General features: G+C 45.2%; 10 protein-coding genes. 8 read left to right on the forward strand and 2 right to left on the reverse strand.

The window, feature by feature from the left end:
- Window positions 1-140: 140 nt before the first annotated feature.
- A complete protein-coding gene (locus MHI01_RS30790) occupies window positions 141-1,349 on the reverse strand; it encodes a pyridoxal phosphate-dependent aminotransferase (protein WP_340984795.1) in 1,209 nt (402 codons plus the stop codon).
- A 261-nt stretch (window positions 1,350-1,610) separates the two neighbouring features.
- Between MHI01_RS30790 and MHI01_RS30795 the strand changes: the two genes are divergently transcribed.
- The 4 genes from MHI01_RS30795 (at window position 1,611) to MHI01_RS30810 (ending at window position 5,603) form a co-directional block, all read left to right on the forward strand.
- Window positions 1,611-2,606, forward strand: coding sequence for an ABC transporter substrate-binding protein (locus MHI01_RS30795; protein ID WP_340984796.1), 996 nt, complete (start codon window positions 1,611-1,613; stop codon window positions 2,604-2,606).
- A gap of 202 nt (window positions 2,607-2,808) precedes the next feature.
- Window positions 2,809-4,431, forward strand: a complete 1,623-nt coding sequence (locus tag MHI01_RS30800; RefSeq protein ID WP_340984797.1) for an AraC family transcriptional regulator — start codon at window positions 2,809-2,811, stop codon at window positions 4,429-4,431.
- A gap of 73 nt (window positions 4,432-4,504) precedes the next feature.
- Window positions 4,505-5,326, forward strand: a complete 822-nt coding sequence (locus MHI01_RS30805) for a carbon-nitrogen family hydrolase (RefSeq protein ID WP_340984798.1) — start codon at window positions 4,505-4,507, stop codon at window positions 5,324-5,326.
- 91 nt (window positions 5,327-5,417) lie between these two features.
- Window positions 5,418-5,603, forward strand: coding sequence for a hypothetical protein (locus tag MHI01_RS30810; protein ID WP_340984799.1), 186 nt, complete (start codon window positions 5,418-5,420; stop codon window positions 5,601-5,603).
- A gap of 234 nt (window positions 5,604-5,837) precedes the next feature.
- On the opposite strand, the gene MHI01_RS30815 is transcribed toward MHI01_RS30810, so the two are convergent.
- A complete protein-coding gene (locus MHI01_RS30815; RefSeq protein WP_076318119.1) occupies window positions 5,838-6,758 on the reverse strand; it encodes a LysR family transcriptional regulator in 921 nt (306 codons plus the stop codon).
- Between the two features lie 361 nt (window positions 6,759-7,119).
- Here MHI01_RS30815 and MHI01_RS30820 point away from each other — a divergent pair, with 361 nt between their 5' ends.
- The 4 genes from MHI01_RS30820 to leuC all read left to right on the forward strand — a co-directional run bounded on the left by MHI01_RS30820 (window position 7,120) and on the right by leuC (window position 13,193).
- Window positions 7,120-9,018 carry a beta-glucoside-specific PTS transporter subunit IIABC gene (locus MHI01_RS30820; protein ID WP_100527258.1) on the forward strand — a complete coding sequence of 633 codons (1,899 nt, stop codon included), beginning with the start codon at window positions 7,120-7,122 and terminating at the stop codon, window positions 9,016-9,018.
- A 37-nt stretch (window positions 9,019-9,055) separates the two neighbouring features.
- Window positions 9,056-9,895, forward strand: coding sequence for a BglG family transcription antiterminator LicT (gene licT, locus MHI01_RS30825; RefSeq protein WP_036671969.1), 840 nt, complete (start codon window positions 9,056-9,058; stop codon window positions 9,893-9,895).
- 45 nt (window positions 9,896-9,940) lie between these two features.
- A complete protein-coding gene (locus MHI01_RS30830; RefSeq protein WP_091017958.1) occupies window positions 9,941-11,398 on the forward strand; it encodes a glycoside hydrolase family 1 protein in 1,458 nt (485 codons plus the stop codon).
- 373 nt (window positions 11,399-11,771) lie between these two features.
- On the forward strand, window positions 11,772-13,193 hold the full coding sequence (leuC, locus tag MHI01_RS30835; RefSeq protein WP_074095602.1) for a 3-isopropylmalate dehydratase large subunit: 1,422 nt from the start codon (window positions 11,772-11,774) through the stop codon (window positions 13,191-13,193).
- Window positions 13,194-13,208: the final 15 nt, after the last annotated feature.

Consider the following 13,208-nt stretch of genomic DNA (forward strand, 5'->3'; position numbering starts at 1 on the left):
AAATTCTTTCAGCAGGGTGGAATTTACTCTCTGGGCGCGACTGATATTCTCTTACTGGTCCCGTCATCACGTTTCGTTCAATATTTCTTATAACATACCATGGAAACTTGGCATATGCAAAGGGGTTATCGTCCTGTAAATTACTTGAATAAATTTAGCTTGCCAATCCGCTGGGCAGCTTCGCGTAATCGGTTTTCATCACTTAACAGCCCCGCGCGCACATAGCCTTCGCCATGCGAACCAAAACCAATACCTGGGGCTACGGCTACCTTGGCTTCTCGCAGTAACAAGTCTGCAAATGAAGCGGAGGTATAACCTGGAGGTACAGGTAACCAGCTGAAGAATGAACCTGCGGGTTTCGAAGCTTGCCAGCCAATCGAGGAAAGAGCGTCATAAAATGCATTGCGACGGGATTCGTAACGTGAAACGAGCGAAGTAACACATTCCTGAGAGCCAGTAAGTGCTTCCGTTGCCGCAGCCTGAATTCCACCGAAGAGACTAACATAGATATGATCCTGAAGCAGATTGATTTTAGAGACAATCTCTGCATTACCAAGCGCGAATCCAACACGCCATCCAGCCATATTGTATGTTTTGGATAACGTATAGAACTCAATGCCCACTTCTTTGGCACCAGGGGCTTGCAGGAAACTTACGGGACGATGTCCGTCAAATCCAATCGCACCGTAAGCAAAATCGCTGGCAACAACAATTTGATTTTGAATGGCAAATTCAACCGTATCTTCGTAGAACGAAAGTGGTGCCGTTGCTGACGTTGGATTGTTAGGATAGTTCAGGAACATCAGCTTGGCCTTCTCCCGATCTTCGGCTGTAACAGCTTCATAATCCGGCAGGAATGCGTTGGACTCGAGCAAAGGCATAAATGACATGTTTGCTTTGGCGAGTGCAACACCAGACCAGTAATCCGGGTAGCCGGGATCTGGAACGAGAACGGTATCGCCGGGGTTAAGCAGTACCTGTGGTAACTGAACCAGACCTGTTTTGCCCCCGAACAAAATGGCTACTTCAGTCTCGGGGTCCAGATCAACATTGTAATCTTCCTTATAACGTTTGGCGACAGCTTCCTTCAGGAAAGAGTACCCTCTGAAAGGGGAGTATTTGTGGTAGAGGGGATTCTCAGCCGACTCTTGCAGTGTTTTCACAATATGAGGTGGTGTAGGTGTATCCGGGTTCCCCTGACCCAGATTGATCACGTCATGTCCACTTGCGATTTCACGATTTACATTTTGAACAAGGGTAGCAAAAAATTGCGTTGGAAGCTGTGTCATCACATCAGAAGTCGGTATCTTAAAAGCTGAACGAGCAGTTATATGGTCTGATTGGGTCATTATATTCATCACTCCGGTTTATTAAAAATGGCAAATAGTTCTCATTAATTTATCACGCCAATCCCGAGCTGTATAGAGGGAAATGCACTTGAATATACAGTACATAGGAGCAAAGAGCGGAGTATTGTACAAAACTGAAAGTGCCCATTTAGTTTTGTCCATTGAGCTGAGAGAAGCCATGTTTTATGATAATATCCGATAATGATAATCAATATCATTAATTTCTAGCACAACGCACATGATATAGGGGGAGAAATAGAAATGAAAAAGGGCATACGAAATACGGGAGTATTATTAACGATCACATGGTTATCCATCCTGCTACTGGCTTGTGGAAATCAGGGTGCAACACCTGCTGCTGGCGCAGATGATTCCAAAGCAGCCACAGAAACCACAGAGACCCAAACTGCAACGGAAGAGACGAATGAGGGCGAGACCCGGATATTCAAAGACTGGACTGGCCACGAAGTTGAGATTCCTGTAAATCCGAAGCGAGTTATCTATCATGGAGAAGTTACAGGGGATCTGCTCGCGCTTGGTGTTGTTCCTGTCGGCATACTTCGTCAAGAGGGAACCGTATTTGATGATCAGGTTGCTCAGGCAGAAGATGTAGGATTTCCGATCAGTGTGGAAAAGGCGTTAGACCTGAATCCCGATCTGATTATTTTTTCCAACAGTGACGAGGCTCAATATGATCAGATCGCAAAGGTCGCACCCACGGTTACATTTGATTCATTTGGTTTAATAGAAGATCGCATGCGTATCCTTGGCGATTTGTTGAATAAGAAGCAAGAAGCGGAGGAATGGGTTACAGCTCATCAAAAAGCGACGGAAGAGATGTGGACGCAACTTCATGAGAACGGAGTAAAAGAAGGGGAGACCGCTTCGGTATTCACCATGTATCCCGGGAATCGTCTGTTTGTCATGGCGGGTGCAGGATTGCCACAGTTGTTATACGGAAAAGACGGGCTGAAGCCAACCGCGGAAATCCAGAAAGTATTGGATGAAGACATGGGATTTGTAGAGATTTCGACTGAAAAATTATCTGAATTTGCCGGTGATCGGATATTTATTTTGGATCCCGTGACCGACGATGCGAAACAATCCACCAAGGAATTGCTGGATAGTACAATCTGGAAGAACCTGCCTGCGGTGAAAGAAGGGAAAGTATATCGTTTTAATATCGTAAAAGCTTCTAGTGATGCTCTTTCGAGGGAGTGGCTGTTACAAGAGCTGCCAAAACAGATGATCCAATAATGGTGACGAGCTAGTGAGGCAGCAGTAACACCTTTGAGTAATGCAGTTATAAAAAAAGTGAAAGGGGCCTTCAACATTTCGTTGAACGCTCTTTTTTGCTGATTAAACTCATATCTGGATTATTAACAATTGCTCGCTTATAATCAGACCATACAGAATGATTGATAATTATTCTCATTTTAGAAAAACGAGGTGAACCGACATGCAGGCTTTGGATGCCGATGGGGGAGCGTTGTTCTACTCAGCATTCATGTTTCGGCTGGATCATCTGGTACGTCGAATTGAACCACCTGAACAGGTGATGCTGGAAGTTGCTTGCGAGAAACATGCCTTCCTGATCTGTGAAGAAGGGGATGGGCGTTTATATATAGGGCATGAACAGTTTCCGTTTACTACGGGATGTGTTTATCCGCTTTCTCCGGGAGAGGGGTACCAGATTGAACATCTTAATAACTCGGAATTGAAATATATCATAATGGCTTTTGATGTTATTCATGTGTTGACGGGTGATCCCGAGCTCTTTACCCGCCCTGTATTTGAGCACAGAAACCAATTGAATGGTTATCCCTATGCTCCGTTAAGTGGGTTGCTGGAGCAGATGTATGTCATTCGGAATTATAGAACAGATGCTGAATACAGCCATCTGAATGCACAGTTCCAAAAATGGATGGAGATGATCATTACCCGGTACACTTCTCCAAAGACGGAACAGAGTATGGAAGCAAGGCTACACAGTACGATTCAGTATGTGGACGACCATTATGCTGAAGAAATCACTGTACAGAAACTGGCACGACTTGCGGAGATCAGACCTGTACAATATACGACCCTTTTCAGACAACTCACGGGTCACAAGCCGCTCGATTATGTGAATCATGTACGCATCAAACATGCCAAGGACTGGCTTCGCAAATCAGATGAACCACTTCGGGATATTGCGAGTCGCGTGGGGTTTAAGGATGAGTATTATTTCAGCAGGCGTTTTCGCCAAATGACCGGATTATCTCCTCGTCAATATGAGAGATCGATTCAGCAGCAGACATTAGTACAAGATTGGTTGGGTCATGATGTGAATATTCCAGTAAACCCGGAGCGAATTATGTATTACGGAGATTCCGCTGGGGATATGCTGATGTTGGGCATTCAGTTGCTGGAAGATCGGACATATGACGCGGTCGCTCCAGTTAATGTGGAAGCCGCTGTTATCATGAAGCCGGATTTGATTATTTTTGATAGCAGCAATGAACAGCAGTATGAACAACTTTACCGGATTGCACCGACGCTTGCTTACAATTCACATGCCACGTTGGAAGAACGAATGCGCAGATTGGGCAGCTGGTTTGGCAGACAACCGCAGGCTGAACAATGGCTAACCTCCTATGCGGAGCGTACTGAGCAGATGTGGGCGAAGATCCATACTGTGATTGAAGAGGGGGAAACGGCATCCGTATTTACATACCATCGGGGTGCACGATTATTTGTTATGGGCAATATCGGTCTGGCGCCTATGTTATATCATCCAATGGGATTCAGTCCAGTTACCAAAGTGAAGGAAGCACTTGTGGCAGGCAGAGCCTATAAGGAAATCTCGGCTGAAGCGGTACGTCAGTACGCGGGAGATCATGTGTTTGTTATGCTGCCTGAGGAAGTTGTGGCAAGACAGGCTACAGAGATGCTGATGAAAAGTCCCAGTTGGCAGGCCCTTCCGGCTGTGCAGCATGGACGGGTATATCCTGTGGAGGAGTCAACATGGAATGTGGGTGATGCGCTCACGAGTGATCGATTGTTGACCCTGCTCCCTGAGTTGTTGTGTGCAGGTTCATAACAAAAACAGGCTTGCAGTCCTCAGGAGGATCAAGCTATGATAGCAGGTATTACGGTTCAGAGGAGTGCTTGTCATGACAGAAAAACAACAGGGAGAAATGCGTGTAGCCCTGATTCAGGGCGATATTCAGCTCGGAGACCCTGAGGCCAATCATAAACATATGCAGATGTTGCTTAAGCGTGCGGTAGAACAATATCCGGATCTGGGGCTGGCTGTGTTACCTGAGATGTGGAATACCGGATACGCTTTGACTCAAATTCATGAACTCGCTGACCCGGAAGGCCAGAAATCTCGGGAATGGCTGTCTGCTTTTGCTCAAAAACATCAAATTTCCATCGTTGGCGGTTCGATTGCCGAGAAACGGGATGGTCAAATATACAATACAATGTACGCTTATGATCGTGAAGGAAAACAGGTAACACGATACGATAAATTACATTTGTTCCGTCTGATGGACGAGGAGAAATACTTACAGCCTGGTGCGGAACCTGAAATTTTTGAATTGCAGAACGGTCTTACAGCGGGTGCTTCGATCTGTTATGACATCCGGTTCCCGGAGCTTGCCCGCACCCTTGCTTTGAATGGTGCCAAGGCATTGATTGTACCCGCCGAATGGCCGAAACCTCGTCTGCACCACTGGCGTACGTTGCTTACCGCACGAGCGATTGAGAATCAGATGTATGTGATCGCATGTAACCGTGTAGGTAAAGGGGGAGAGACCGAATTTTTCGGACATTCCCTCATCATTGATCCTTGGGGTGAGATTGTGGCTGAAGGTGGCGAAGGGGAAGAGATCGTGACCGGAATTATTCGTCCATCTCTGGTAGATGAGGTTCGCGGACGTATTCCCGTATTTGAAGACCGTCGACCTGGCGTTTATTTTGGCAAAAAATAAAAACTGAAATAAAATTCTTCAGAAAAAGTGTTTATTCTTCCAAGACGCGGGTAATGATAACTATCCCGTCACCAAGGAGGATGATCAATCAATGGACAACCATGTGAAAGATACGCTCAGGAGACTGGAACAGGATAACACAAGGGAAGATCACTTAAGGGCATTCTTAGAGAATGGAGCAGGAGGGCTATCACCCCCTGATTCAACTGTTCAGGACGAAGGCCGTGTATTGAATCAGCAAAACAGGCTGACAAGCGATCGTAATTTGCGTAAATAAACCGCCAGACATGAAGTTTTCTTATGTACGTTTCTACGTTAACATTATAAATTAGCATTGTAGCTAAACAACTTAACAAGCAACATTGTACTGTAACCAGTTACTGTGATTGCAATGTAAGAACTCTATCCTGCGGATGCGGGAAACGAGTATATGACAAAGGCTTGGCCCATAAGGGTCAAGCCTTTGTTTTGTTTCAGTATGAAATGTACCCATACCCATAGGAGAAATTTTTTAGTCTCCCTTTGACAGTTCGGTCACGGTTTGTTGAAACGTATGGATGAATGCTTCGGCTGCCTTCGACAGCACTCTTCCTTGACGATAAGCCACAACAAGTGTTCTGCTAGGAGTAGGCTCAGCAAGTGGCACATACACAGGCACGAACTCACTGCGCGGCGCACGGGCGATAAAGCGTGGAACCAGTGTAATGCCCATACCAGTGGCGACCAGCGACTGAACGGTTTCAATATTTGTGCTCTCAAACACAACTTGGGGATCAAAACCAGCCTGCTCACAGAGATCAAATGTAAGTTTGCGGAAGCCCTGCCCTTTTTTCAACACAACAAAGGGTTCATCCCGAAGCTCTTCAATTCGCACAGGAAGCGGATGTTCCGGATCTGCCCTGCGTGCCAAAGGGTGATTCGGGGGAACTGCCAGATCAATCTTTTCCTCTCCAATGGCAACATAGGCGAGACTTGGCTCTTGTAAAGGAAGAGATAACAGACTGAGATCTGCTTTGCCGCTTGCTGTCAATTTCTCAAGCGTAAGCCCGGAGTCTTCCAATAAGGTAACCTCAATCTCGGGATAAGCTTGTTGAAACGCAGGAAGCACGTGTGGGAGCAGGTGTGATCCCGTGATCGGCATGCTGCCCACAACGACTTTACCTTTGCGAAGCTGGGAGATGTCGGACATTTCCTGACGCAATAGCTCCACAGCATCTACGATCTTCTGGGCTTGCTCGACAAACGTAACACCCGCATGGGTTAACTCCACGGTACTTGTATTACGCTGAAACAGCAGCACACCCAATTCTTTTTCCAATTTGGATAATTGCTGGCTTAATGAAGGCTGGGCAATATGTAGCTTCTCTGCTGCCCGGGAGAAATTGCGTTCGGCCGCAATTTGTAGCGTATATTGAAGTTGTCTGAATTCCATCGTCATCGGTCATTCCTTTCGTTATGCCACCATTATATCATTACAGATGAAGAAATCATTAATTTCGCTTAACCGCTTGCACTCCGTCAGAAGAGTTGCTATACTGATTTTGAAAACGCTTAATAAGAACCACTTACCCGGGTAAAACAAAATCAACGTTTTCATGTGTACCAGTTTCAAGTGTTAGCACAGAACCATTTCAAATGTTCATATTCTTTTTCGTTCATATAATTGAATAACATTCATCCAACGATGGCGTGTTACTGTTCGGCAGGCAAGACCTAGATTGGGTGGGAAGAGTTTCTCTTTTCCTACCCTTTTTAGGTCTTTTTTTGTTCCCATCAAGAAACGGAGGTGCACCATGAATTACAAACAATTAGCCCAATCGATTATGGAGCTGGTCGGTGGCAATGATAATATCAACACGTTAATTCATTGCTCTACCAGGCTCAGACTTACCCTGAAGAATCCGGATATGGCGAAGACCCAAGAAATTAAGAGCCTTGATGGTGTTATTGGCGCAGTGAATAGCGGCGGACAATATCAGGTTATTATCGGTAATGACGTCGCGTACGTCTACAATGAACTTGCCAAGATGATGGATACTCGGCAATCAAACGAAATTCAGGAGAAACAAAAAGCGGATTATAGCCCCAAAGGACTGTTTAATACTTTTGCCAGTGTCATTGCAGGCATTTTCCAACCTATTATCCCAGCCATTGCTGCCTCGGGCATGCTTAAGGCACTTTTGCTACTGGCGACCGTGACCGGCCTGATGTCTAAAGAGAGCCAGACATATACCGTTTTGAGTGTCATGTCTGATGCTGCCTTTTACTTTCTTCCGATTCTACTGGCCTATTCCAGTGCAAATAGATTTAAAACGAACCCCTTTGTTGCCGTTCTGTTTGGTGGAATCATGTTACACCCGAATATGATTGGTCTGCTTGGCGGTGAAGATCCGGTGTCCTTTATTGGCATACCTGTTGCATCCGTTCAATATGCGACATCCGTGGTACCGATTATTTTAACGGTCTGGTTCATGTCTTACATTGAAAAGTTCGCGGACAAGATCTCACCAGGACCGGTCAAAATTTTCCTTAAACCTTTGATTGTTATTCTCATTGTTGCTCCAGTTGCCCTGATTGTACTTGGACCTCTGGGGATGTATCTCGGAACGGGAATGTCCAACCTGATCTATTGGATTCAGGATAAGATTGGATGGTTGACCGTTGTCATTATGGCTATACTGATGCCTCTGATTGTCATGTTCGGTATGCATAAAGTATTTTATCCCATTATTTTCGCAGCCTTGGCTTCACCTGGATATGAAACACTGGTGCTGGTCGCGATGCTGGCATCCAATATGGCGCAGGGAGCAGGCGCACTGGCGGTGTCATTCAAAACCAAAGACATCAAGCTGAAACAAGTCGCTTTGTCTGCAGGAATTTCAGGTGTATTCGGTATCACGGAACCTGCTCTGTACGGTGTACATTTAAGGCTCAAGAAAACGCTGTTTGCCTGCATGATCGGCGCCGGAGTCGCTGGGTTGTTCGCAGGTATCGTGAATCTCAAGGCATATGCTGCCGTGGGTCCGGGGATTGCATCTATGCCTATGTTTATCAGTGAAGATCATATGAATATTATCTATGCGATCATTACCATGCTGATCTCTGCCATTGTCGCGTTTGTCGCTGTATATGTCATTGGATTTCAGGATGTTGTTCCAACAGCAGTGTCGATAGCAGGCAGTCCTACAAACAAAGCGAGAGGCGAATCTGAAATCCAGCCATCCAAAGGGATCAAATCGAAAAAGATCGTTTTTGCTCCATTGGAAGGTAAAGTTCTGCCATTAAGAGAGGTGAAGGACGAGGCCTTCTCGCAAGAAGCCATGGGACAAGGTATGGCCATTCAGCCAAGTGTTGGCAAGGTGTTTGCCCCGTTTGATGGTACCGTTGAGACGGTGTTCCGTACCAAACATTCCATCGGTCTGAGATCGGTAGAAGGTGTAGAAATTCTGATTCATGTCGGATTGGATACGGTGAAACTGAAAGGCCAGCATTTTGATGTAAAAGTGAATGAAGGAGAACAGATCTCTCATGGTCAACTCCTCATTGAATTTGATCTTGAAGCTATACAAGCGGCAGGTTATGACACGACGACCCCTGTAATTGTGACCAATTCATCAGATTATCTGGAGATACTGGGCAATGAAACTGCGGCGACAACAGGACCGGGGAAACCATTAATTACGGTGTTATAACTCCGCTGAAATATGAATGAAAGGCAGGCAGCCTGATATGGAAGTCATAAAAATACTGAATTCGAGCATTGTTCTTGCCAGACGTGGTGAGGATGACAAGGAAATTATTGTGATGGGAAAGGGCATCGGCTACAGGAGCAAACCGGGAGATGTCGTGGGGGAGGATGAGATCGAGAAGATCTATGTCCTTGAAAATGAAACGATCTCTTCGGATCTCACCGCCCTGATGAAGGAAACGCCAAAAGAATATCTGATTCTGGCTGATGAAATCATCTCCCATGCCAAACATACATTGTCCCGCCATCTGAGTGATCATCTCTATGTCGCATTAACGGATCATCTGTATATGGCCATGAAGCGATTCAAGGACAATATGACGATCCAGAACCGAATGTTGTGGGAAGTGAAAAAGTTCTATCCGCAGGAGTTCAGCATCGGGTTGCATGGTCTGTCTCTCATTCAAAAACAGCTTGGACTCTCCCTGCCTGAAGAGGAAGCGGCGAATATTGCCTTTCATCTCGTTAATGCGCAGCAGAATGATGACAATATGAATCAGGTCATGATGATGACCAATACCGTCAAGGATGTACTCAATATTATCAAAATTCACTATCACGTGGAGCTGGATACACACAGCATCAACTATTCACGCTTTTTGACCCATTTGCAGTTTTTCATTCAACGGCTTTTTGAACATAAAACGTTAAACACGCAGGATCATGAGCTCTTTGAGCAGATCGCGAATAAATATCCGCAGGAGGAAGCCTGCGTATTGCTAATCAAGGATTATATTGAAGCTCGGTTTGAACATACGATCTCCAATGAAGAGATGATGTATTTGATTATTCATATCAATCGGGTCATGAGTCGCAATTGAGCAAGAATCAAAGAGTTACAGAGATAATCCAAGGAGGAATACACAATGACCAATACAACAAGAACGTTTCCAGAAGATTTTCTATGGGGAGGAGCGATTGCTGCCAATCAGGCAGAAGGAGCGTGGAATGTCGATGGCAAAGGTCTGTCTACAGCCGACATTGCTATCTATCGAAAAGGTGTAGCCAAGAGTGAGTATAAAAAGCATAATGCGATCAATGAAGAACAGATCAAAACTGCGATGGAGTCTACCTCGGACAGAGAATATCCGAAACGCAGAGGCATTGATTTTTACCACCGCTATGAGGAGGATCTGGCCCTGTTTGGGGAGATGGGTCTCAAAACGTTGCGCTTATCTATTGCTTGGACCCGAATTTTCCCGAATGGCAACGAAACAGAGCCGAATGAAGCCGGTTTGCAGTTCTATGACCGCGTTATTGATGGCATGCTGAAACAAGGGATTGAACCATTAATTACGTTGTCGCATTATGAGATGCCGATGTATCTGGTGAATCACCATGGTGGATGGACGGATCGGAAAGTCGTCGAGTATTTTGTTCACTTTTGCAAAACCGTGTTCACCCGTTATAAGGACAAAGTGAAGTATTGGATTACATTTAATGAAATTGACAGCATTGTTCGCCATCCGTTTACGAGTGGTGGTATTGTTCCGGAGCGTTTCGAAAATGTGGAGCAGGCTGTATATCAGGGGTTACACCATCAATTTGTAGCGAGTGCACTCGCAGTGAAATACTGTCATGAGATCATTCCCGGTTCCCAGATCGGATGTATGCTTACCAAACTGACAACGTACGCTCATACATGTAATCCCGAAGACGTACTTGTTGCTTCTCGGGATAATCAATTCAATCTTATGTTTACGGACGTACAGGTGCGTGGAGCGTATCCGTACTTTACGAAGAGGTTTTTTGCCGAAAAAGGGATTAACCTGGATATGCTTGAGGGGGATGAAGAGATTCTGAAAGTACACACTGTGGACTTTATCTCATTCAGTTATTATATGTCCCTCGTATCAAGTGTGGATGGCGACCGATTGGAGCAGGTGAGTGGCAATACAACTGGAGGGGTGAAGAACCCGTATCTGCAAACGAATGATTGGGGCTGGCAGATTGACCCGGTAGGTCTGCGTATCTCACTGAATGAACTGTATAGTCGTTACGAGGTGCCTTTGTTTATCGTTGAAAATGGAATTGGGGCGGTAGACACGATTGAAGCGGATGGTAGCATTCAGGATGATTATCGTATTGATTATTTTCGCTCTCACATTGAACAGATGCATGAGGCGATTCTGGACGGTGTTGAACTGCTCGGCTATACCAGTTGGGGAGTAATTGATCTGATTAGTTATTCTTCTTCAGAGATGGAGAAACGATATGGCTTTATTTATGTAGATCAGGATAATGACGGCAATGGAACACTGGAGAGAAAACGAAAGAAGAGTTTCTATTGGTACAAAGATGTGATTGCAAAAAACGGTTTGTAATACAGTAGTCGGACAAGCACTCTCTATAAGAAGGTGTTGATATGATAATGTTCATTTCATAACAGAAACTAGCAAAGCAGCTCTGGATTCAGGGCTGTTTTTTTATGTTCTAGATAAAAAGCATTGACAGCGAAGCAGCGGAAACGTAGTATAAGACTTATCTGATAATGATAATTGTTATCAATTGAAACCTCTGCGACGAGCAGTGGTTTATTTGTCTTTCTCTCATTATAGGTTAAACCTATTACATCTATAGATATTATATCTTGGAACAATGAAGGACAGGGTGATATATTTATGTCATTCAAGAGCTTCACTTTTTAAAGAAAACAGAGGCTCTTCCAAGGACCGAACTTATAATGAGGTGAAAATGATGAGTAAAAAAACGATGTTTGAGAAAATTTGGGAAAATCACGTAATTCATCAAGAAGAAGGCAAACCAAGCATTCTGTATATCGATCTGCATCTGGTGCACGAAGTAACTTCTCCACAGGCATTTGAAGGTCTTCGTCTCAGTGGACGTAAAGTTCGTCGCCCTGAACTGACATTTGCAACAATGGACCACAACGTTCCAACGAAAGACCGTTTCAACATTACAGATCCTATCTCCAAACAACAAATTGATACACTTTCGCAAAACTGCCGTGATTTCGGCGTGAAATTGTATGATCTGGACACGATTGATCAAGGCGTTGTACACGTTATGGGACCTGAACTGGGTCTGACTCACCCGGGTAAAACGATTGTATGTGGTGACAGTCATACATCCACACACGGTGCGTTTGGCGCACTGGCATTCGGAATCGGAACAAGTGAAGTTGAGCACGTTATGGCAACTCAATGTTTGCAACAAGCAAAAGCCAAAACGATGGAAGTTCGTTTTGTCGGCAAACGTAACCCGGGTGTAACCGCAAAAGACATGATCCTCGCAGTCATCGCCAAATACGGTACAGACTTTGCAACAGGTTATGTTATTGAGTACACAGGCGAATCCATCCGTGAGTTGAGCATGGAAGAGCGTATGACGGTCTGCAACATGTCCATCGAAGGTGGAGCAAGAGCAGGATTGATCGCTCCGGATGAAACAACATTTGAATATCTGCGTGGACGTGAATACGTACCAGCGGATGCCAAATTCGACGAAGCTGTAGCAGGTTGGAAACAGCTTGTAACCGATGAAGGTGCCGAGTTCGACCATATGGTTGAAATCGATGTAGAGACATTGATTCCGCAAGTGACATGGGGAACAAGCCCAGGTATGGGAACCGACATTTCTTCGAAAGTTCCTGTTCCGGCTGAATTGCCTACAGAAAACGAACGTAAAGCGGCTGAAAAAGCGCTTGAATATATGGGACTTGAACCGGGAACACCAATCGCCGAGATTCCAATTGATTATGTATTTATCGGTTCTTGCACCAACGGACGGATCGAAGATCTGCGTGCAGCAGCACAAGTGGCTAAAGGTCACACGGTATCCAGTCAGGTTACAGCAATTGTTGTACCAGGCTCAGGACGTGTTAAAATTCAGGCTGAACAAGAAGGTTTGGATAAAATCTTTACGGAAGCTGGATTTGAATGGCGTGATGCGGGATGCAGTATGTGTCTGGCAATGAACCCGGATGTATTGAAGCCAGGTCAACGTTGTGCTTCGACGTCCAACCGTAACTTTGAAGGACGCCAAGGACGCGGAGGACGTACGCATCTGGTATCTCCAGCAATGGCAGCAGCAGCAGCGGTTAAGGGCCACTTTGTGGACGTACGGGACTGGAATTTCAAAACAGAAGCAGCGATCTAATCTATAACAGACAGA

The organism is Paenibacillus sp. FSL M7-0656 (assembly GCF_038003225.1).
Classification (GTDB): domain Bacteria; phylum Bacillota; class Bacilli; order Paenibacillales; family Paenibacillaceae; genus Paenibacillus; species Paenibacillus amylolyticus.